This is a genomic window from Dyella ginsengisoli (assembly GCF_044904665.1).
Taxonomy (GTDB): domain Bacteria; phylum Pseudomonadota; class Gammaproteobacteria; order Xanthomonadales; family Rhodanobacteraceae; genus Dyella_A; species Dyella_A ginsengisoli.
The window spans coordinates 102,661-123,068 of record NZ_JADIKM010000001.1 but is presented as its reverse complement, the minus strand read 5'-3'; the positions used below and the strand labels follow the sequence as shown (position 1 = coordinate 123,068).

The window sequence follows — 20,408 nt, the reverse complement described above, 5'->3', positions numbered from 1 at the left end:
GACCGACAGCGTGGATCGAGGCGGCCCAGCGAAGATGCATCGCGTATGCTCCTCGGCCCACGCATTCTTCGGGAGGCGGCATGGCCCGCATCGTCGTCGTCGGCAGCATCAACATGGACCTGGTCACCGTGGCGCCGCGTTTTCCGGGCGCGGGCGAGACCTTGCTCGGCGAGCGCTTCCTCACCGTGCCCGGTGGCAAGGGTGCCAACCAGGCCGTGGCCGCAGCGCGACTGGGCGCCGAGGTGGCGCTGGTCGGCGCCGTCGGCAACGACGCCTTCGGTGCCGAGCTGAAGCGCGGGCTGGCGGCCGAAGGTATCGATCTCGCCCACGTGGCGACCCGGGACGATGTCGGCAGCGGCACCGCCTCGATCACCGTGGCCGAGGGCGACAACCAGATCATCGTGGTACCCGCAGCCAATGCGCACGTCACGCCGGCGCAGGTGGAAGCGGCGCGCCCCCTGATCGAGCGCGCCGATGCGGTGCTGGTGCAGATGGAAATTCCGCTGGAGTCGGTGGAGGCCACGGTGCGGCTGGGCCATCGGCTGGGCGTGCCGGTGATCCTCAACCCCGCCCCGGCACAGCGACTGCCGCACGCATGGCTGGCGCTGGTCAGCTACCTCACCCCGAACCAGCACGAGCTGGCCACCGTGCTTGGCGGTGCGGCGGACGAGGATTTCCGCGCACTGATGGAACGTGCACCGTGTCCGGTGGTGCTGACCCGCGGCGACGAGGGTGCGTGGTATCGCGAGCATGCCGAGGCGCAGCACCAGCCGGGCTTCCAGGTCACCGTGATCGACACCACGGGAGCCGGCGACACCTTCAACGGCGCGCTGGCGGTCTATCTGCGCGAAGGTTTGGCGCAGGCGGTGCGCAAGGCCTGCGCCGCGGCCGCGCTGTCGGTGACCCAACTCGGCGCGCAGGGCGGTATGCCGCGTGCCGCCGATGTCGATGCGCTGCTCGCGCGGGCGCCCTGATCACTTGCCAATGCAGAACGAGCCGAAGATCGCGCCGAGCAGGTCGTCGCTGGTGTAGGCGCCGGTGATCTCGCCCAGCGCGTGCTGGGCCTGACGCAGCTCCTCGGCAGCGAGTTCGCCGGCGCGGGTCGCGGCCAGCACGGCTGCGGCTTGATCCAGATGCTCGCCGACCCGCCGCAGCGCCAGCACGTGCCGCCGCCGCGCGCTGAAGGCACCTTCGCCGGCACCGGCCGCGGCCAGCTCGCGCAACCGCATGCGCAGGGCATCAAGGCCCTCGCCGTTGCGGGCGGAGAGCCACAGTGTGGTGTCGTCTTTCGTGGGATCGACGGGAGGCCGACCGTCGCGGTCGATCTTGTTGATCACCACGAGACGGTTTACCTCGGGTGGCAGCGACGACAGCAGGGTCTGGTCCTCCAACCGGTGCGCCTGCTCGGTCACCAGCAACGCCACGTCGGCCTGCGCCAGCTCCTGCTGCGCGCGGCGCACGCCTTCGCGCTCGACTTCGTCATCGGTATCGCGCAGGCCCGCGGTGTCGGCCAGCTCCAGCGTGACGCCGTCGAGTTGCACGCTCTCGCGCAGCACGTCGCGCGTGGTGCCGGCGATCGGCGTGACGATGGCGCGATCGCGGCCGGCCAGCGCGTTGAGCAGGCTGGACTTGCCCGCATTCGGCCGGCCGATGATTGCCACGCGCAAACCGTCGCTCAGGCGCACGCCGCGCTCGGCTTCCTGCAGCAGACGGGCATGCTCGTCGCACAAGGCGTGCATCTGTTGGGCGATGGCGGGATCGGCAAGGAAGTCAATTTCCTCCTCGGGAAAATCGATCGCCGCCTCGATGTGCACGCGCAGCGCGATGAGCGCATCGAGCAGGTGCTGCACGCGGCGGGAAAACACGCCTTCCATCGACTGCAGCGCGGCGCGCGCCGCCACCTGCGAGCGCGCCGCGATCAGGTCGGCGACCGCCTCGGCCTGGGCCAGGTCCAGCTTGCCGTTGAGGAAGGCGCGTTCGGTGAACTCGCCCGGCCGAGCCAGCCGCGCGCCCAGTTCGCACACGCGCTGCAGCAGCGCATCGAGCAGCACCGGGCTGCCGTGGCCCTGCAGTTCGAGCACGTGTTCGCCGGTGTAGGACGCCGGCGCGGGGAAGTGCAGCAGCAGGCCGCGATCGATCAGTTCGCCGGCGCGATCGCGCCAGGCCAGGAAGTGCGCGTGGCGCGGCAACGGCGCGCGGCCGAGCAGCTTGCGCGCGATCGCCGGGACGGCCGGACCCGAGATGCGCACCACGCCGACCCCGGCCGCACCGGCAGCGGTGGCGATGGCGGCGATGGTGTCGACGGGCGCGGCATCACTCACGCGTCATCACTCCCTGGCAGCCCGCCACCGGGGGCGGCGGGCGCACGTGTCGATCAGCTCTTGGCGATCGCCTGGCCCTTGGCGGCCTCGGCGCGATCGATGCGGCGGGTCACCCACCACTGCTGGGCCAGGCGGCACAGGCCGTTGACGATGTAGTAGACCACCAGGCCGGCCGGGAAGAAGGCGAACATCACCGCGAACATCAGCGGCATGAACTTCATCATCTTCGCCTGGGTGGGGTCCATCCCCGGCTGCTGCGGCATCATCCACTGCGTGGCCAGCATCACCAGCACATAGAGCGCCGGCAGCACGAAGTAGGGATCGGCGGCCGACAGGTCGTGGATCCAGCCGATGAACGGTGCCTGGCGCAGCTCGACGCTCTCGCGCAGCACGGTGTACAGGGCGAAGAAGATCGGGATCGTGATCAGCACCGGCAGGCAGCCGGCGACCGGGTTGATCTTCTCCTTCTTGTACAGCTCCATCATCGCCTGCTGCATCTTCTGCTTGTCGTCGCCGTAGCGCTCCTTGAGCGCGTCCATCCGCGGCTTGAGCTTGCGCATGCGCGCGGCGGAGACGTACTGCGCCTCGCTGAGCTTGTAGATCGCCACGTTGATCAGCAGCACCAGCAGGATGATCGCGAAGCCCCAGTTGCCGGAGAACTTGTGCAGCTGGTTGAGGATCCAGTGCAGCGGGCTGGCGACGATCGAGAACATGCCGTAGTCGAGCGTGAGCTCCAGCCCCGGCGCGATGGCGGCCAGCTGCTCGCGCAGCTTCGGTCCCACGTAGAGCCGCGCCGTCGTGGTCCCCAGCTGGCCAGGCGCCACGGTGATGGCCGGGCCCATGTCGCGGATCAGGTAACGCGGGCCGTCCTGGTCCTTGATCACGGCGGTGGAGAAAGTGTCCGCCTCGTTCGCCGGCGGCAGCCACGCGGTGACGAAATAGTGCTGCTCCATCGCAGTCCAGCCGCCGGTGATGGCGAGGTTCAGCGGCTCCTTCTCGAATTTGTCGAAGGGCAGTTTGTCGAATTTCTTTTCCGGGCTGTACCAGGCCACGCCGAAGAAGCTGTAGCGCGACTGGTCGGAGAACTTCTCCAGGAAATTGTTGTGCACCGGCGGCGGCGGCACCACGCGCTGCAGCTGGCGGTAGGCGTTGCCGGTCCACGGCTTGGCGCTGCCGTTGTCGATCTGCTGCGAGAGGTCCACCACATAGCTGCCGCGATGCACGGTGTAGCGCTTGGTCACGCGCACGCCGGACGGGTCGGTCCAGCTGAGGTCGACGTTCAGCGCGTCCTGGCCCTTGTCGAGCGTGTAGCTGGTGGCGCCGGCCTGGAACAGCGCGCGGTGGTCGGGCGCGGCGCCGGTGGCGCTGATCAGGCCGTCCTGCGCGGCGAAGAAGTGCGTGGCGCTGTCGTCGAGCAGGCGGATCGGCGCGGGATTCGGGTTCTTCCTGGTGCGCGGCGTCACCGGGTAGTTCAGCAGCTCCGAGCGCACCAGGCTCCCGCCGCGCGTGTCGATGGTCAGGCGCAGCACATCGGTGGTCACGCTGATCAGCTGGCCGGGCTGGGGGGCGCCAGCCGCACTTGACGGAATGGCCGGCGCCGGCGCGCTGGCGCCCGGCACGCTGGTATCCGCTGCCGTGGACGTGGCGCCGGCAACGGCCGCGGCGGCCGGCACCGGCGGCTGCGGACCGTAGTCTTTCTCCCAGGCGTTCCACAACAGGTACGCCACGGCAACCAGGGCGAAAAGGAGGAAGGTGCGCGTTTGATTCATCGCGGGGCAGATCCGGTGGTCACCGCGCCGACGCGCAGCGAAAGGACGAGAAAGAAGAAGGTCAACGCTCGATTGTGCCGGCGGAGGGATCGCGCTTCAACGGCGCAAGCTTGCGCCACAGGGCATCGAGCTCGGCGAGCAGCTCCGCACCGGGCAGGCCGGCAGCCTGTTCGCGAGCCATCAGCACCAGATCGACGGCGGGCAGGTCGTGGCGAATGCGTCGAAACGACTCGCGCGCCAACCGCTTGATGCGGTTGCGCTCGACGGCGCGCTTGGACACGCGCTTGGAGATGGCCAGACCCATGCGGGCGTGGCCCAGCTCGTTCTGGCGATAGCGCACAGAAAAACAGCGGCCGCCGAAGCGGCCGCTGGCTTGACGCAAGGCGGCGAAGTCACCGGCGCGGCACAGCCGCGCCTCGCGCGGCAAGCCGGTGGCACGCATGATCTGCGCGCCGCTTACGGGATCAGGCGCTTGCGACCCTTGGCGCGGCGCGCGTTGAGGATCTTGCGACCGTCGGCCGTGGCCATGCGGGCACGAAAGCCGTGGGTGCGGGCGCGCTTGAGCTTGCTGGGCTGGAAGGTCCGCTTCATGGCTTCCTCCTGAGTAAGTTGAGAAAAAGGTTGAAAAGTATGCGGAACGGAGCGGTCCGCTGTCAATTGTTGCGGCCGCGAGGCGGCAATCCACCTGTGGACAGGGGTGTGGATAAAGGTGCCAAACCCGGTGGACGGTACTGCTAGACTTGCCGGCCCACCCCGCGCGAAAGCGCCCCAGCCGTGGTTGAAAAGCATTCATGAGTGATCTTTGGCGGCGCTGTCTGGAGCGTCTGGACGGCGAGCTTGGCGCCGAGGAATTGCACACCTGGTTGATGCCCCTGCAGGCCCGTGATGAGAACACGGGGCTGCAGCTGTTTGCGCCCAATCCCTATACGCTGGATACGGTTCGCGACCGCTATCTCCCGCTGATCGAGAGCGTGCTGCTGCAGCTGACCGGGCATGCCCTCACGGTGCGGCTGGAGGTGGGTTCGAGCGCGCCGCGCCCGGCCCCGAACCGACCTGCAAGCGCACCCTCGGCGGCACGGCCGGCGGCTGGTGGCGCCGCTCCCGCACAGGCCGCCGCGAACTTCAGCCACAACCTCGATCCGCATTACACCTTCGAAACTTTCGTCGAGGGCAAGTCCAACCAGCTGGGCAAGGCGGCGGCGATGCAGGTGGCGACCAATCCCGGGCGCGCCTACAACCCGTTGCTGCTTTACGGCGGCACCGGCCTGGGCAAGACCCACCTGATGCACGCCGCCGGCAACCTGATGCGCGAGCGCAATCCGGACTTCAAGGTGCTGTACCTGCGCTCGGAACAGTTCGTCGGCTCGATGATCGAGGCACTGCGCGCCAAGAGCATGGACCAGTTCAAGCAGCGCTTCCGCTCGGTCGACGCGCTGCTGATCGACGACATCCAGTTCTTTGCCGGCAAGGACACCACGCAGGAGGAGTTCTTCCATACCTTCAACGCGTTGTTCGAATCCAAGCAGCAGATCATCCTCACCTGCGACCGCTATCCGAAGGAAGTGGACAAGCTGGAGCCGCGGCTGAAGTCGCGCCTGGGCTGGGGCCTGTCGGTGGCGATCGAGCCGCCGGATTTCGAGACCCGCGCGGCGATCCTGTTGTCCAAGGCGCACGACAAGGGCGTGGACGTGAGCGAGAGCGTGGCGATGCTGCTGGCCAAGCGCATCCGTTCCAACGTGCGCGATCTCGAGGGTGCGCTCAACACGCTGGCGGCCAAGGCGAACTTCTTCCGCCGGCCGATCACCACCGACTTCGCCGAGGAGACGCTGCGCGACCTGCTGGCCACCCATGCGCAGGCTGTGACGATTCCCAACATCCAGAAGATCGTGGGCGAATATTTCAACGTGCGCCTGCAGGACCTGCTGTCGAAGCGGCGCGTGCGCTCGCTGGCCCGGCCCCGACAGATGGCGATGGCGTTGTCCAAGGAGCTGACCGAACACAGCCTGCCGGAGATCGGCGAGGCCTTCGGGGGGCGCGACCACACTACGGTGCTGCACGCCTGCCGCACCATCAAGAAGCTCAGCGAGACCGATGCTCGCATGCGCCAGGACTGGGAACAGCTGATCCGGACCCTTACCGGTTGAGTCCGTAGCGCATTCGCACCACAAGTTCTTGATAAGCGCAGTTGGAAGCTGTGGATAAGAGGGGGATGCTTTGGCACCAAAATTTATCCACAATTGACGCACAGTCAGCCCAGTGCGCCAGGCACAGCCAAGAAAACGCGCAAAGCATTGATACGAAAGGTTAAATGGTAGAAAAGAGGCTTGTGCACCGCCTCTACAACAACCGCTAGCCTTCTTTTAAAAACAGAAAAGCAGTGTAGGGGACGCCCATTCATGCAATTCAGCATTCAACGAGAAGCGCTGCTCAAGCCGCTCCAGCAGGTCGTGGGTGTCGTCGAGCGACGCCAGACCTTGCCCGTGCTGGCCAATCTCCTGGTGAGGGTCGCTGACGGCCGCGTCTCCATGACCGGTACCGATCTCGAAGTCGAGATGGTCGCGAGCACGCCGGCCGATAAGCTGGCCGATGGCGAAGTAACGATTCCTGCGCGCAAGTTGTTCGACATCGTCCGGGCTTTGCCCGATGGCGCGCAGATCGAGTTGAAGCTCAACGGCGACCGCGTGGCATTGAATGCGGGGCGCAGTCGTTTCACGCTGGCCACCTTGCCCGCCTCCGAGTTCCCGACCATCGACGAGATCGAGCTGGTCGAAAAGGTCAGCCTGCCCGAGGAAGTGCTGCGCGACCTGATGGAGCGCACCGCGTTCGCCATGGCAAACCAGGATGTGCGCTATTACCTCAACGGCATGCTGCTCGACCTGCAGGAGCACACGCTGCGTTGCGTGGCGACCGACGGTCATCGCCTGGCGTTGAAGGAGACCCAGCTGGAAAGCTCGGTGTCGAGCCGCCGCCAGATCATCATCCCCCGCAAGGGTGTAAACGAGCTGATCGGCCTGTTCGAAACCGGCGATGGCACAGTCGAACTGGAGTTCGGCAGGAACCATCTGCGCGTGCGTCGCGGCGACGTGGTGTTCACCTCCAAGTTGATCGATGGCCGGTTTCCGGATTACGAAGCGGTGATTCCGCTCGGGGCGGACAAGCGGGCCACGCTGGACCGCGAGGTGCTGCGCGGCGCATTGCAGCGCGCGGCGATCCTTTCCAATGAGAAGTACCGCGGCGTGAAGCTGGAGCTGTCCCCGGGCAAGCTGCGCATCGTGGCGCACAATCCCGAGCAGGAGGAAGCGGTCGAAGAGGTCGAGGCCGACACGTCGGTGTCCGATCTCGCGGTCGGCTTCAACGTCGGTTATCTGCTTGACGCGCTGGCCGCGCTGCGTGGCGAACGGGCACGCCTGAACTTGCGCGATGCGCAGTCCAGCTGCCTGGTGCAGGAGGACGACAACGACCAGTCTCGGCACGTGATCATGCCGTTGCGCCTCTGACACCGAGGCTCGTGAGCTTTTCTGTCCGAGCCCGCGGAGTCACCCAACGCCGGAGCCGTCACCAGACGCTCCGGCGTTGTTCTTTTGTGGTGGCTTCATGAGAGTCGAGAAGTTATCGATCCAGGCACTACGCTGCCTGGACGACGTAACCGTGGAGCCTGCTCCCGGGATGAATGTCTTCATCGGTGCCAACGGAGCGGGGAAAACCAGCTTGCTCGAAGCGGTGTTCCTGTTGTCGCATGGACGATCTTTTCGTGCCGGCGCCAGGGATGCCCTGCTCCAGCGCGGTGCCAGTGCACTGACGATTTATGCGGAACTGGTGCGGGACGACGGGCAACGTCGCCGCGTCGGATTAGGCAGGGAAGGCCAGCGCTGGCAGGCTCGGCTGGATGGGCAGAGCGCGCCGATTTCGCAACTGGTCAGCGAATGTGCCGTGGTGAGCTTTGATCCAGGGTCGCATGCCCTGATCGCTGCCGGTGCCGAAGAGCGGCGACGGTTTCTCGACTGGGGCGTGTTCCACGTGGAACACGATTTCCTCGACCTGTGGCGCCGCTACCAGCGTGCGCTCAAACAGCGGAACAGCTTGCTCCGCGCCGGGGAAACCGCGGGCAGTCTCTATCTCCCATGGGAGCGGGAACTGGACGACACCGCACAGGCCATCACGGTCTGGCGCAAGCACTATCTCGATCAATTGCTGGTGCTGGTCACGAAATACGTTGCCCAACTGGTTCCTGAGCTCGGAAGTGTGGCGCTGCGGTACCGGCAAGGGTGGGGCGATGAATGGTCACTTGGCGAAACGCTCGCCGCCCAACGTTACCGGGACATGGGCCGTGGGCACACCACCCAAGGCCCCCACCGCGCGGATTGGACAGTAAGTTACGAATACGCGCCCTTGCGCGAACATCTCTCCCGAGGCCAAGAGAAGCTGACGGCGGTGGCCTGCCTGTTGGCCCAGGCCGAGCTCTTTGCGCAACATGCCGGGGAATGGCCGATTGTGTGTATTGATGATCTGGCGTCTGAACTGGATCAAATACACCAGGCCGGGCTCGTGGGTCAGCTCCGAGACGCGCACGCTCAAATCCTTATCAGCGGAACCGATTGCCCGCCCAGTCTTCGTTCCGATGCCCTGCTGTTCCACGTGGAACAGGGTAGGGTGAGCCCCCTGCTATAATTCGTCGGTTAGACCCTAGCCGGCCCTTCATGGCGCCATGCCGGACGGGTTCCCGGCGCCGGAGATCAGTCACTGCATGAATACGACCTACGATTCGAGCAACATCAAGGTACTCAAAGGCCTCGAAGCGGTGCGCAAGCGCCCGGGCATGTACATCGGCGATACCGATGACGGTACCGGCCTGCACCACATGGTGTTCGAAGTCGTGGACAACTCGATCGACGAAGCGCTCGCGGGGTATTGCGACCACGTCGAGGTGACGATCCATGACGACGGCTCGGTCAGCGTCAGCGACAACGGACGCGGTATCCCGGTCGACACGCACCCGGAGGAGGGCCGCTCCACCGCCGAGGTGGTGATGACCGTGCTGCACGCCGGCGGCAAGTTCGACGCCAATTCGTACAAGGTCTCCGGCGGCCTGCACGGCGTGGGCGTTTCGGTGGTCAATGCGCTCAGCTCCCACTTGTGGCTGACGATCTGGCGCGACGGCAAGGAACACCTGCAGGAATACGCCCTGGGCGAGCCTGTGTACCCGATCAAGGTGGTCGGCGACACCACCCAGCGCGGCACTCGGGTGCGCTTCATTCCGAGCCCCGAGACCTTCACCCACATCGAGTTCCATTACGACATCCTGGCCAAGCGCCTGCGCGAACTGGCCTTCCTCAATTCGGGCGTCACCATCGACCTGAAGGATGAGCGCGGGGAAGGTCGGCAGGACCGCTTTGCCTACGAAGGCGGCATTGCGTCGTTCGTGCGTCATCTCGCCCAGCTGAAAACACCGCTGCATCCACACGTGATCAGCCTGAAATCGGAGTCGGAAACCGATGGCATCGTGGTGGAGCTGGCGATGCAGTGGACCGATTCCTATCAGGAAACGATGTTCTGCTTCACCAACAATATTCCGCAGCGCGACGGCGGAACCCATCTCACCGGCTTCCGTGCTGCGCTGACGCGCTCGCTGCAGAACTACATCGAGAAGGAAGGTCTGGCCAAGAACGCCAAGGTGGCGCTATCCGGCGACGACATGCGCGAAGGTCTGATCGCGGTGCTGTCGGTCAAGGTGCCGGACCCCAAGTTCTCTTCCCAGACCAAGGACAAGCTGGTGTCTTCCGAGGTGAAGACAGCGGTGGAGCAGGCGGTCAACGAGAAGCTGGGCGAGTTCCTGCTGGAGCACCCGAACGAGTCCAAGGCGATCGCCTCGAAGGTCGTGGATGCTGCCCGCGCCCGCGAGGCGGCGCGCAAGGCGCGCGAGATGACTCGTCGCAAGGGCGCGCTCGATATCGCCGGCCTGCCGGGCAAGCTGGCCGACTGCCAGGAAAAGGATCCAGCCCTGTGCGAACTGTTCCTGGTCGAGGGTGACTCGGCAGGTGGTTCGGCCAAGCAGGGACGCAACCGCAAGACCCAGGCGGTGCTGCCGCTCAAGGGCAAGATCCTCAACGTGGAAAAGGCGCGCTTCGACAAGATGCTGTCGTCTGCCGAGGTGGGTACGCTGATCACCGCGCTTGGCACCGGTATCGGCAAGGAGGATTACAACCCGGACAAGCTGCGCTACCACCACATCATCATCATGACCGACGCGGACGTGGACGGTTCGCACATCCGCACCCTGCTGCTGACCTTCTTCTACCGGCAGATGCCGGAGCTGATCGAGCGCGGTCACGTCTACATCGGCCTGCCGCCGCTGTACAAGCTCAAGCAGGGCAAGCAGGAGATGTACCTGAAGGACGATGCGGCCCTCAACGATTACCTGATCTCCAATGCGGTGGACAACGCAGAGTTGGCGTACAGCCCAGGCGTTCCGGCCATCACCGGGGAAGCGCTGGAAAAGCTCTTGCGCGACTACCAGGGCGCGCTGGACCAGATCGCCCGGCTCAGTCATCGCTTCGACAGCGCCGTGTTCACCGCTTTGCTCGAACACGCGCCGATGGACCCCGCCTTCTGGAGCGACGCCAGCGCCATGCAAGGCTGGCTGGACGCCGCCACCCGTCGTCTGGCCGCCAGTGGGCTGGGCAAGCCGCGCTATCGCATGGCCTTCCGCCCGGCCTCAGGGGAGCAGCCGGCGGCGATTGAAGTCGTACGCGAGCAGCACGGCCTCAGCCACACCTGGTTGCTGCCGCAGCCGTTCTTCGGCGGCGGCGAGTTCCGCCCCATCCTCAACGTCAGCCGGCAGTTGTCCGGCCTGATCCAGCCTGATGCAGTGATCCGCCGCGGCAATGCTTCGCGGGGCGTGGGCAGCTTTGCCGAGGTGCGGGGCTGGTTGCTGGATGAAGCCAAGAAGGGGCGCACGATTCAGCGCTTCAAGGGTCTGGGCGAAATGAACCCCGAACAGCTGTGGGAAACCACGGTGAACCCGGAGACCCGCCGCATGCTGCAGGTCGGTATCGAGGACGCCTTCGCCGCCGACCAGATGTTCTCGATGCTGATGGGTGAAGCGGTGGAGCCGCGTCGCGAATTCATAGAGGCGAATGCACTCAAGGTCGCCAACCTCGACATCTGATCCAACCGGTCGTTCTCGATCGACCAGTCCAGTCCGGGCGGTGTCCATCCGCGATGGCGCCGCCGTAATTTCATGCATTTGCCGGCGCCCCTGGTTCGATACGCGGGCGCATGCTAAATGTTTGATTTTTATAAAGACATGATGCGGCGTCGCGTCTTGTTATCGATTGCATGTGCCGTTAGTCTTGGCGATCCCCTTACGCCAGTACGTGCGTAAACCCGACACGAGGACAGCCATGAAGCATGCCCCCCTGTTCAAGTTGCTGGCAGGTGCCGCCCTTGCCTTTTCCGTCGCTGCCGCGCCGACCGTCGCGCATGCGCATGCCGACAAGGAAAAGAAGGAGTCGCTGTATCCCAACGCGACCCGCAAGGAACCGAAGCTCGATCTGACCAGTGCCAAGGATCAGAAGGCGCTGAACGAAGGCCTGGATGCCGTCAACGCGGGGGATGCGGCGAAGGCATCGCAGATCCTGCAGCCCATTATCGACGGCAGCAAGAGCAAATACGCCCAGGCCTTGGCGCTCCAGGGCATGGCGAACGTCAAGTACAACGCCGGCGACCTCAAGGGCGCGATTGATCTTCTCAGCAAGGCGCTCCAGAACGGCGTCCTGCCGAATGACACCTACTTCCAGCTCGAGTACGAGCTGGCGCAATTCCAGCTCGCCGACGAGCAATATCAGGCCGCGGTCGACACGATCGCCAAGTGGCGCAGCGAAGGCAAGAAAGACACCGCCGAATCGCATGCCCTTGAAGGCAACGCGTATTACCGCCTGCAGAAGTATCCCGAGGCGATCGCCGCCATGAAGCAGGCGCTGTCGATGACCGACAAGCCGCAGGGCAGCTGGAACCAGATCCTGATGGCCAGCTACGCGGAGTCGGGCCAGAGCGACCAGGCGGCTCAGTTGGCCGAACAGCAGCTTGCAGCCAATCCGAACGACGCCACCGCGCTGAACAACGCCGTCGCGGTCATGATGCAGGCCCAGAAGTATCCCGAAGCCATCGCGCTGATGGAGAAGGCCAAAGCCCAAGGCGCGCTGAAGTCTGACAAGGACTACATCAATCTTGCCAAGTTGTATCTGGTCACCGGTCAGACCGAGACCGACCCGAAGCCGAACGCCGTCAAGGCGGCGCAGACGATCGACGACGGCTTGGCCAAGGGCATCATTCCGGCCACGTACGACAACTACAAATTGCTCGGCGACGCCAATTACATGGCCGGCTCCGAAAGCAAGGCCATTGACGCCTACAAGAAGGCGATCCCGATGGCCACGGATGGTGAAGCGTCGATCCGCGCTGGCCAGCTGCTGTTGAGCCAGAGCAAGTACAGTGAGGCCCGCCCCCTGATCAAGCAGGGCATCGACAAGGGCGTCAAGCACAAAGGCTCGGCCTATATGCTCCTCGCCGAGACCGAGCGTGGCCTCAAGAACAAGGCGGGAGCCATTGCCGCCATGAAGCAGGCAGCGCAGGATCCGGAAACTGCTGCCAAGGCCAAGGACTGGTTGAAGAAGGCTGGAGCCAAGTAACGCCAAGGTCTTGTTCCCGGGCGCAAATGGACGTCCAAACCCGGTGTCCGGGAGCTATACAAAAGCCTTGTGCTGATGTACCGTTGAAATCTTTCCGCGCGCGAAAAACAAGCTGTCATTCGTCGCTTCGATGCACGAATTTCGGCTAACGCGCTGCGGCAAACGCCCACCGATCGACTAGCTTCAAGATAGTGACAGATGGCCTCACGCAACGAAGAATTCGACAACAAGTCGTTCAATTGGAGGCGCACCTGGGCGTTGGCAGCTGCCATCGCGCTGCATTCCTTCGCGTTCCTCATGCTGGTGGCGCCGATGGCTCCGCCCAAGCAGGCGCAGAAAGAGAAGGATCGCGTCGTCCAGGTGAACTTCATCGAGCCGCCGCCGCCGCCGCCGCCGCCGCCGCCGCCGCCGCCGGAGCCGCCCAAGCAGCCGCCGCCGAAAATCATCCAGATGAAGACACCGCCGCCCACCCCGCCGCCGCCGGCTCCGCCGCCGGCCGTGGATGAGGCGACGAACAATCCTGCGCCGCCGGTTCCTCCTGCGCCTCCTGCTCCGCCGGCTCCGCCGTCGGACATCACGGCCAGCCAGGATCTGAGCTACAACAGCCGCATGCAGCCGCGCTACCCGCCACAGGCGATCCGCCAGCGGCATGAGGGTACGGTCACGCTGCTGATCCTCGTGGCTGTCGACGGCTCGGTGAAGGACATCAAGGTGGATGTCTCCAGCGGCTACCGCGAACTCGATCGTGCTGCGATGGACGCAGCCCGTCGTTGGCGCTTCAACCCGACGATCCGCAATGGTCAGAAGGTGGAGGGCTATGCCCGCGTCCCGGTCAATTTCAACCTCAATCAGCTGTAATCCCCATTACAGTTACAGTTCACGCTTGACTTCCCAAGGGTAGCGTTATGTTCCAACAGACCTCTGCACCACTGACCAACTCCGAAGCCATGAAGCAGATGGGCTTCGGCGACCTCATCCACAACCTCGACCCGATCGGCTGGATCGTGCTGGTCACGCTCGTGATCATGTCGGTGTCGTCGTGGTACTTCATCGTGGCCAACGCCATCCGCAATGCGATGGTTCGCTCGCGCGCCGACAAGGTGATCGACGGCTTCTGGAACACCACCTCGACGCAGGAAGCGATCCGCGAGCTCGAAGCGCAGCCCAAGGGCGAACCGTTCTCGAAAATCGCGCTCGATGCCGCTTCGGCAGTGGCCCACCACCAGCAGGCGGGCGCCGCCGGCAACGGTCTGGCCCAGACTCTCAGCCGCTCGGAGTTCATCGACCGCGCACTTCGCCAGGCCGTGGCTCGCGAGAGCCTGCGCCTCGAAGGCGGCCTGACCCTGCTCGCCACGGTCGGCTCGTCCGCACCGTTCGTGGGTCTGCTCGGTACGGTGTGGGGCATCTACAACGCCCTGATCGGCATCGCCGCGGCGGGCAACGCCTCGATGACGGCCGTGGCCGGTCCGGTGGGTGAGGCGCTGATCATGACCGCGATCGGTCTGTTCACCGCGATCCCGGCCGTGCTTGCGTACAACTTCTTCAACCGCGCCAACCGCCTCACCTACGCGCAGTTCGACGAGTTCGCGCACGACCTGCACGACTTCTTCGCCACCGGCGCCCGCGTCGAAGGCAAGTGAGGGCCTGACCCATGGCAATGAGCACCGGTGGAAGTTCCGGCGGTCCGATGTCGGAAATCAACGTCACGCCCCTCGTGGACGTGATGCTGGTGCTGCTGATTATCTTCATGATCACGGCACCGCTGGCCAGCCATAGGATTGACGTGAAGCTACCCACGGCCAATCCGAAGGCGACCGACGACAAGCACATCGAGCCGATGGACCTGGCCGTGACGCCCGACGGCGCAATGTATCTGGACGACCGGGAAGTCGACGAGAACCAGCTGAAGGCGGCCCTGGCCGTGGCGGCTTCCAAGTCGCCGCAGCCTGAGTTGCAGATCCGCGCCGACAAGACGACCGAGTACAGGGTCGTGAAGAAGATCCTCTCCGATGCAAAGGGCCAGGGCATGGTCCACGTCGGCTTCATCACGACGGGCAAGGAGTAACGACCATGGCTTTCAGTACTGGAAGCGGCAAGGGTCCGATGGCCGACATCAACGTCACGCCGCTGGTGGACGTGATGCTGGTGCTGCTGATCATCTTCATGCTGACGGCGCCCATCGTGACGCATGACGTGAAGATCGATCTGCCGCAGCCGACCAACAACCCGCCGCCGGATACCGATCATCTGGATCCGATCAGCTTGAAGATTGACGCGTCCGGTTCGCTCTACTGGAACAACGTGCCGGTCGACGAGAATGGCATGCGGGCCCAGATGGCGGTGATCGCGCAGCAGACCAATCAGCCGGAGATCCAGATCAACGCCGACGATGCAGTGGCCTACGAGTATGTAGCCCGTGCGCTGGCGGATGCGAAGAGCTACGGCCTGACCAAGATCGGATTTACCGAGCAGTAAACCGCTACGGCAGAAGTTCGCAAGCAGCAACGAAAACCCCCGCCTGCGCGGGGGTTTTCTTTTGGGGTCTCGCGGAAGTCGGCCCGCATCGCGATGCGAGGGCCGTCAGTCCAGAGCCGTCAGTCCAGGATCTGCCGGTAGCGCCTGACCGTGGTCGCAAGCCCGTCGTATAGCGCCTCGCCGATCAATGCGTGACCGATGGACACCTCGGCCAGGCCGGGGATCGCTGCCTTGAAGGTGCCCAGATTCGCCTGGCTCAGATCGTGTCCGGCATTCACGGCCAGTCCCGCCTGCTGTGCCCGCCGGGCGGTCTCCACGCAACGGGCCAGCTCGCTGTCCACGTGCCCGCTGGCGAACGCATGCGCGTAAGGGCCGGTATATATCTCGATGCGCTGGGCGCCGATGCGCACCGCCGGCTCGAACTGCACGGTGCCGGCATCGACGAACAGGCTCACGCGACAACCCAGTTCCCGGAATGCGGCCACCAGCGGCGCCAACCGTTCTGCATCACGAACCAGATCGAAGCCGTGATCGGATGTGAGCTGACCGTCACCATCGGGCACCAGGGTGATCTGGGTGGGCCGCACCTCCTGCGCCAGTGCGAGCAGTCCCGGATAGTCGCCGCGTGGCGGCGCAAATGGATTGCCCTCGAGGTTGTATTCGACCCGGCCGCGCAGCAGCTGCGCCAGCACGCGCACGTCGTCGGGCCGGATGTGGCGCTGGTCGGGCCGCGGATGCACGGTGATGCCGCCGCACCCGGCCTCGATGCAGGTATGGGCCGCGCGGGCGAGCGAGGGTTCGTCGCCGCCGCGCGAATTGCGCAGCACGGCGATCTTGTTGAGATTGACGCTGAGCAGAGTCATGGGACGCGAACCATCAGTCACGGAGAAGCCCGCGCGTCGGCAGCGTGGCCGCGGCGGATGCCAAGAGTACGCCAACGCGAGGGCGGTGGATCAGTGCGGCTCGCCGCACCAGCGCACGTGCATGGACGGTCCGCACCAGGCCACGGCCGCCACCCAAGCAGGATCGAGCGACAGCGCTTGCACGTGCCACGGAGTCGTTGGCTCATCGTCGAAACGCACCAGCACCGGTCCGGACTCCCACAAGTCGACCACCACCCGATGCAGGCCGTACGCGAGTCCGCGCCCCTGGGCTTTCAGCACCGCTTCCTTGACGGTCCACAGCTGCAGAAACGCAGACGAACGCTCTTCCGCCGGCAGTGCAGCCAGCGCCTGCACCTCTTGCGGGGCAAAGAATCGCTGCGCCAGTGCCAGGACATCGCGTGCGCCGCGTCGCGCGCGATGTTCGAGGTCGATGCCGGGTTGGACCGAACGCGCGATCGCCACCAGCGCGCGATCGCCGCTGTGCGACCAGTTGAAGCGTAGTCGGCCGCCATGCGTGCCACCGAGTTCGGGGCGACCGTGCGGCGCATCCGTGAGCACGACGTCGTCCACCACGCTATCGAGATAGCCGGCAAGCAGCCGGCGCACCGGGAGGCGTCCTGCGGCGCGGTCGTAGGGCAGCGCCCAGATGTGAATCTCGTCATCGCACAGGCCCTCTGCTAGTTTGAGGACGGTTGGCGGCAGGCAATCGGACATCCCGGCATGGTGCCGTCGCGATGGCTGTCCGCACAAGAACCTGGGTTTCGCGCGATGGAAGCGCACGCATCGGGCGAGGGCTGAACGTGATCTCTGGATGGCTGCTGCTGCTGGTTGCAGCGCTGTATGTGGGCGTGCTGTTCGCGGTCGCCTGGAAGGGTGATCGCCAGCCGCTGTATCCGAGCAAGACGCGCCTGCGCCCGGTGGTCTACAGCCTGGCACTGGCGGTGTATTGCTCGTCGTGGACTTTCTATGGGGCGGTCGGTACCGCCGCGCGCGACGGCCTCGCCTACCTGCCGATCTACCTCGGCCCCGCGCTGCTCTTCATCCTCGGCTTCGGGCTGATGACACGCCTGGTGACGGTGGCCGGCCAGCGCAACATCACCACCATCGCCGACTTCATTGGCGCACGTTTCGGCAAGTCGCACGGTCTGGCCGCACTGGTCGCCTTGATCGCGGTAACCGCGGTGGTTCCGTACCTGGCGTTGCAGTTCAAGGCGATGGCGATGTCGCTGGACGTGCTGTCGGACACCGGCCCCAACGCGATCGTGCCGTCCACGGACAGCGCGCTGTGGTGCGCGCTGCTGCTGGCGGCGTTTGCGATCCTGTTCGGCACGCGCAGCATCGATGCGAGCGAGCATCACCACGGCATGATGCTGGCGATCGCGCTGGAATCGGTCATCAAGCTGCTGGCCTTTCTCGGCCTGGGCGTCTACGCGCTGTGGCGCGGCCCGGGCCTGGAGGAACTGCTCAGGCTTCCGCAGACCCCGCTCACCCACGGCCAGTCGCCGGGCTTCCTGGCGCAGACCCTGCTCGCGTTCTGCGCGATGTTCTGCCTGCCGCGGCAGTTCCAGATCGGCGTGGTGGAATGCGAGGACCCGCGCGACCTGCGCCGTGCCCGCTGGATGTTTCCGCTATACATGCTGCTGATCAGCGTGGGCGTGCTGCCGATCGTGGCGGCCGGCATGAACCTGCCGGCGGTGCGTGGCGGGCTGGCCGATGCCTGGGTGCTCAACCTGCCGCTGGCCCATGGCGATCGCGGCGTTGCGCTGATCGCCTTCCTCGGCGGCTTCTCAGCGGCGACCGGCATGGTGATCGTGTCCACCGTCGCGCTGTCCACCATGATCAGCAACGACCTGGTGATGCCGGCGCTGCTGCGCATCCGGCGCCTGCATCTGGAACAGCGGCAGGATCTGTCGCTGCTGCTGTTGCGCATCCGTCGTGTGGCGATCGTAGTGCTGGTGCTGCTCGCCTACGGCTACTACCGGATCGTCGCCGACAACGCCAACCTCGCGGCGACCGGCCTGCTCGCCTTTGCCGCCGTGGCGCAGTTCGCGCCGGCGATCATCGCCGCGCTGTACTGGCGCGGCGCCAGCCAGGCTGGCGTGGCGATCGGCCTGCTCGCCGGCTTCGCGGTGTGGATCTACACCCTGCTGCTGCCGGCGATCGACCGCAGCGCTGCATGGTTGAAAGACGGGCCGTTCGACATCGAGTGGCTGCGCCCGCAGGCGCTGTTCCACCTCAGCGGCTGGGACCCGGTGATGCACAGCACGTTCTGGTCGCTGCTGGTCAACGTGGCGTGCCTGATCTTCATCTCGTTGCGTTTCCGCCCCACGCTGGCCGAGCGCATCCATGCGGCGATGTTCGTCGACCCGTACATCGCCAGCAGCAGCAACGCGGGCGACTGGCGCGGCCGCGTTGCCGTGGGCGACCTGCTCACCATTGCCGGGCGCATCGTGGGTGAGCGCAGCTCGCAGCGTGCGTTCGCCGAATACGGCCTGCGCCTGGGCAAGGCGCTCGATCCGAGCGAAGCGGCCGACCGCGCCCTGATCCAGTACACCGAGCGCCTGCTCGCCGGCGCGGTGGGCGCGGCCAGTGCGCGGCGCATCCTGATGGGCGCGCTGTCCGGTTCCGGGTTGGACATCGCCGAGGCGATGGCGCTGATGGACGAGGCTTCGCAGGAACTGCGCTTCAACCGCGAACTGCTGTCCACCACGCTGGAGAACGTCTCGCAGGGCATCAGCGTGGTCGACGCGCGCATGCGCCTGGTCACCTGGAACCGGCGCTACCTCGAACTGTTCGACTACCCCGACGGCATGGTCTACATCGGCGTGCCGGTGGCCGACCTGATCCGCTGGAACGCCGAGCACGGCGAATGCGGTCCGGGCGAAGTCGAGGCGCACGTCGCCAAGCGCATCGGCCACCTGCGCGCCGGCACGCCGCACCTGTTCCAGCGCGTGCGCCCCGACGGCACGGTGATCGAGATGCGCGGCCGCCCGCTGCCGGGCGGCGGCTACGTCACCACCTATACCGACGTCACCGCGTACAAGCACGCCGAGCTGGCGCTGCGTGAGGCGAACGAATACCTCGAACAGCGCGTGGAGCAGCGCACCGCCGAACTGAGCGAAGCGCTCGACGCCACCGCCCGTGCGCAGCGCGAGGCCGAGTCGGCGATGGTGTCCAAGACCCGCTTCCTCGCCGCCGCCAGCCACGACCTGCTGCAGCCGCTCAACGCCGCGCGCCTGTTCACCTCGGCGCTGCGCCAGCAGCCGGCGCTCGATGAGGAATCCAGCCGCCTGGCCGAGCGCATCGATGCCTCGTTCCGCGCGGCCGAAGACCTGCTCGACGCGCTGCTCGATGTCTCCCGCCTCGATGCCGGCCGCTACCAGCCCGAGTACAGCGATTTCGCGCTGGCCGATCTGTTCGATTCGTTGAAGGCGCAGTTCGCGGTGGTCGCCGAGCAGCGCGGACTGCGCCTGAGCGTGGTGCCCACCAACCTGTCGATCCGCAGCGATCCGCAGCTGTTGCGGCGCATCCTGCAGAACTTCCTTTCCAACGCGCTGCGCTACACCCGCGCCGGCGGCGTGCTGCTCGGCGCGCGCCGTCACGGCGGCGAAGTGCGCATCCAGGTGTGGGATACCGGCCCCGGCATCGCGCCAGAGCAGCGCGCCAACATCTTCGACGAGTTCCAGCGGCTGCAGCGCCCCTCGCCGTGGGGCGAGAAGGGCCTGGGCCTGGGCCTGTCGATCTGCGACCGCATCTCGGCGATCATGGGCCACCGGCTGGAACTCGCCTCGCGCGTGGCCAAGGGCAGCTGCTTTGCCTGCGTGGTGCCGCGCGTGGCGGCGGTGCCGCGACGTCCGGCAGTGGCGCCGCGGCTGCCGACCGGTGAGCAGCTCGCGCTCACCGTGCTGTGCCTGGACAACGATCCGACCATCCTTGACGGCATGCAGGCCCTGCTCAAGCGCTGGGGCGTGGATTGCCGGCTGGCCGAGGACGTGGCGCAGGCCGAGGCGCAACTGCGCGGCGGCGGCATCGACCTGCTGCTGGCCGACTACCACCTCGCCGACAGCATCGACGGCCTGCAGGCGTTGCAGCACCTGCGCATGCGGCTGGGCACGCTGCCGCCGGTGGCGATGATCACCGCCGACGGCAGCAGCGAGCTGAAGCAGCGCGCGCGCGAGCTGGGCTATCCGCTGCTGCACAAGCCGGTGCGACCCGCCGCCCTGCGCGCGTTGCTGGGCGCGCTGCTGCGCAAGCAGGCGAGCAACGGTTGAA

The 20,408-nt window shown here is 65.9% G+C and carries 17 protein-coding genes; 11 read left to right on the top strand and 6 right to left on the bottom strand.

From position 1 onward, the window contains the following. Positions 1-80 precede the first annotated feature (80 nt). On the top strand, positions 81-974 hold the full coding sequence (rbsK, locus tag ISP17_RS00575) for a ribokinase (RefSeq protein ID WP_404629566.1): 894 nt from the start codon (positions 81-83) through the stop codon (positions 972-974). Here the strand turns inward: rbsK and mnmE are convergent, their stop codons facing one another. The 4 genes from mnmE to rpmH form a co-directional block, all read right to left on the bottom strand. Beyond that, complete coding sequence (gene mnmE / locus ISP17_RS00570; protein ID WP_404629565.1) at positions 975-2,321, bottom strand: tRNA uridine-5-carboxymethylaminomethyl(34) synthesis GTPase MnmE; 1,347 nt, start codon at positions 2,319-2,321, stop codon at positions 975-977. Between the two features lie 53 nt (positions 2,322-2,374). Continuing rightward, on the bottom strand, positions 2,375-4,090 hold the full coding sequence (gene yidC / locus ISP17_RS00565) for a membrane protein insertase YidC (protein WP_404629564.1): 1,716 nt from the start codon (positions 4,088-4,090) through the stop codon (positions 2,375-2,377). Between the two features lie 61 nt (positions 4,091-4,151). After that, positions 4,152-4,532 (bottom strand): ribonuclease P protein component, encoded by a 381-nt coding sequence (gene rnpA, locus ISP17_RS00560; protein ID WP_404629563.1) that lies wholly within the window; start codon positions 4,530-4,532, stop codon positions 4,152-4,154. A gap of 14 nt (positions 4,533-4,546) precedes the next feature. Further along, positions 4,547-4,681 carry a 50S ribosomal protein L34 gene (rpmH, locus tag ISP17_RS00555; RefSeq protein ID WP_008211413.1) on the bottom strand — a complete coding sequence of 45 codons (135 nt, stop codon included), beginning with the start codon at positions 4,679-4,681 and terminating at the stop codon, positions 4,547-4,549. 200 nt (positions 4,682-4,881) lie between these two features. Here rpmH and dnaA point away from each other — a divergent pair, with 200 nt between their 5' ends. The 9 genes from dnaA (at position 4,882) to ISP17_RS00510 (ending at position 15,252) form a co-directional block, all read left to right on the top strand. Beyond that, the gene (gene dnaA, locus ISP17_RS00550) at positions 4,882-6,234 is read left to right on the top strand and encodes a chromosomal replication initiator protein DnaA (protein ID WP_404629562.1); all 1,353 of its coding nucleotides are present in this window, start codon (positions 4,882-4,884) and stop codon (positions 6,232-6,234) included. A gap of 252 nt (positions 6,235-6,486) precedes the next feature. After that, complete coding sequence (gene dnaN, locus ISP17_RS00545; RefSeq protein WP_404631377.1) at positions 6,487-7,587, top strand: DNA polymerase III subunit beta; 1,101 nt, start codon at positions 6,487-6,489, stop codon at positions 7,585-7,587. A gap of 97 nt (positions 7,588-7,684) precedes the next feature. Continuing rightward, on the top strand, positions 7,685-8,758 hold the full coding sequence (recF, locus tag ISP17_RS00540) for a DNA replication/repair protein RecF (RefSeq protein ID WP_404629561.1): 1,074 nt from the start codon (positions 7,685-7,687) through the stop codon (positions 8,756-8,758). Positions 8,759-8,834: 76 nt separating this feature from the next. Next, positions 8,835-11,255: a DNA topoisomerase (ATP-hydrolyzing) subunit B gene (gyrB, locus tag ISP17_RS00535; RefSeq protein ID WP_404629560.1), complete on the top strand. Its 2,421-nt coding sequence runs from the start codon at positions 8,835-8,837 to the stop codon at positions 11,253-11,255. Between the two features lie 235 nt (positions 11,256-11,490). Then, complete coding sequence (locus tag ISP17_RS00530; protein WP_404629559.1) at positions 11,491-12,777, top strand: tetratricopeptide repeat protein; 1,287 nt, start codon at positions 11,491-11,493, stop codon at positions 12,775-12,777. A gap of 198 nt (positions 12,778-12,975) precedes the next feature. Next, positions 12,976-13,635 carry an energy transducer TonB gene (locus tag ISP17_RS00525; protein ID WP_404629558.1) on the top strand — a complete coding sequence of 220 codons (660 nt, stop codon included), beginning with the start codon at positions 12,976-12,978 and terminating at the stop codon, positions 13,633-13,635. A gap of 47 nt (positions 13,636-13,682) precedes the next feature. After that, the gene (locus tag ISP17_RS00520; protein ID WP_404629557.1) at positions 13,683-14,417 is read left to right on the top strand and encodes a MotA/TolQ/ExbB proton channel family protein; all 735 of its coding nucleotides are present in this window, start codon (positions 13,683-13,685) and stop codon (positions 14,415-14,417) included. Between the two features lie 11 nt (positions 14,418-14,428). Then, positions 14,429-14,842 (top strand): ExbD/TolR family protein, encoded by a 414-nt coding sequence (locus ISP17_RS00515; RefSeq protein ID WP_404629556.1) that lies wholly within the window; start codon positions 14,429-14,431, stop codon positions 14,840-14,842. Between the two features lie 5 nt (positions 14,843-14,847). Next, positions 14,848-15,252, top strand: coding sequence for an ExbD/TolR family protein (locus ISP17_RS00510; RefSeq protein ID WP_404629555.1), 405 nt, complete (start codon positions 14,848-14,850; stop codon positions 15,250-15,252). Positions 15,253-15,371: 119 nt separating this feature from the next. Here ISP17_RS00510 and ISP17_RS00505 read toward each other — a convergent pair whose 3' ends face one another. Both ISP17_RS00505 and ISP17_RS00500 read right to left on the bottom strand, forming a co-directional pair. After that, positions 15,372-16,115, bottom strand: a complete 744-nt coding sequence (locus ISP17_RS00505; protein ID WP_404629554.1) for a pyridoxine 5'-phosphate synthase — start codon at positions 16,113-16,115, stop codon at positions 15,372-15,374. A gap of 90 nt (positions 16,116-16,205) precedes the next feature. Next, entirely contained in the window at positions 16,206-16,916 is a 711-nt protein-coding gene (locus tag ISP17_RS00500) for a 4'-phosphopantetheinyl transferase family protein (RefSeq protein WP_404629553.1), read from the bottom strand. Between the two features lie 20 nt (positions 16,917-16,936). Here ISP17_RS00500 and ISP17_RS00495 point away from each other — a divergent pair, with 20 nt between their 5' ends. Then, positions 16,937-20,407 carry a hybrid sensor histidine kinase/response regulator gene (locus ISP17_RS00495; protein ID WP_404629552.1) on the top strand — a complete coding sequence of 1,157 codons (3,471 nt, stop codon included), beginning with the start codon at positions 16,937-16,939 and terminating at the stop codon, positions 20,405-20,407. The last annotated feature ends 1 nt before the right edge of the window (position 20,408 follow it).

Coding starts and splice junctions, on each gene's coding strand:
- rbsK (WP_404629566.1), top strand. CDS start 81: ATGGCCCGCATCGTCGTCGTCGGCAGCATCAACATGGACCTGGTCACC.
- yidC (WP_404629564.1), bottom strand. CDS start 4,090: ATGAATCAAACGCGCACCTTCCTCCTTTTCGCCCTGGTTGCCGTGGCG.
- rnpA (WP_404629563.1), bottom strand. CDS start 4,532: ATGCGTGCCACCGGCTTGCCGCGCGAGGCGCGGCTGTGCCGCGCCGGT.
- rpmH (WP_008211413.1), bottom strand. CDS start 4,681: ATGAAGCGGACCTTCCAGCCCAGCAAGCTCAAGCGCGCCCGCACCCAC.
- dnaA (WP_404629562.1), top strand. CDS start 4,882: ATGAGTGATCTTTGGCGGCGCTGTCTGGAGCGTCTGGACGGCGAGCTT.
- dnaN (WP_404631377.1), top strand. CDS start 6,487: ATGCAATTCAGCATTCAACGAGAAGCGCTGCTCAAGCCGCTCCAGCAG.
- recF (WP_404629561.1), top strand. CDS start 7,685: ATGAGAGTCGAGAAGTTATCGATCCAGGCACTACGCTGCCTGGACGAC.
- gyrB (WP_404629560.1), top strand. CDS start 8,835: ATGAATACGACCTACGATTCGAGCAACATCAAGGTACTCAAAGGCCTC.
- ISP17_RS00530 (WP_404629559.1), top strand. CDS start 11,491: ATGAAGCATGCCCCCCTGTTCAAGTTGCTGGCAGGTGCCGCCCTTGCC.
- ISP17_RS00525 (WP_404629558.1), top strand. CDS start 12,976: ATGGCCTCACGCAACGAAGAATTCGACAACAAGTCGTTCAATTGGAGG.
- ISP17_RS00520 (WP_404629557.1), top strand. CDS start 13,683: ATGTTCCAACAGACCTCTGCACCACTGACCAACTCCGAAGCCATGAAG.
- ISP17_RS00515 (WP_404629556.1), top strand. CDS start 14,429: ATGGCAATGAGCACCGGTGGAAGTTCCGGCGGTCCGATGTCGGAAATC.
- ISP17_RS00510 (WP_404629555.1), top strand. CDS start 14,848: ATGGCTTTCAGTACTGGAAGCGGCAAGGGTCCGATGGCCGACATCAAC.
- ISP17_RS00505 (WP_404629554.1), bottom strand. CDS start 16,115: ATGACTCTGCTCAGCGTCAATCTCAACAAGATCGCCGTGCTGCGCAAT.